Genomic DNA, 255 nt, shown 5'->3' on the forward strand with positions numbered 1-255 from the left:
GGGTTGACCTGGTGGTTTCGGATGACCATAGGGGGCTGGTAAACGCCATTATGATCCACTTTCAGGGGGCGAGTTGGCAGCGGTGCCAGACGCATTTTGTCCGCAACATTCTGGAAGCGTGTCCCAAATCCTGGCAGAAGCAGCTTCATGCTCGCCTTAGACACATTTTTGAAGCGCCGGATATGGATACGGCAAGACTACTCCTGGAGGAGGTGGTGCAAGAGTTTGAGGCCGTAGCGCCCAGGGCAATAGAGA

1 protein-coding gene is annotated in these 255 nt (G+C 54.9%); it reads left to right on the forward strand.

What is annotated here, in order from left to right; all coding sequences use genetic code 11:
• Nucleotides 1-255 (forward strand): transposase (locus DXX99_RS11190; RefSeq protein ID WP_205664722.1); only part of this gene is annotated, 255 nt, incomplete at both ends.

The organism is Ammonifex thiophilus (genome assembly GCF_003368535.1).
GTDB classification, from domain to species: domain Bacteria; phylum Bacillota; class Desulfotomaculia; order Desulfotomaculales; family Ammonificaceae; genus Ammonifex; species Ammonifex thiophilus.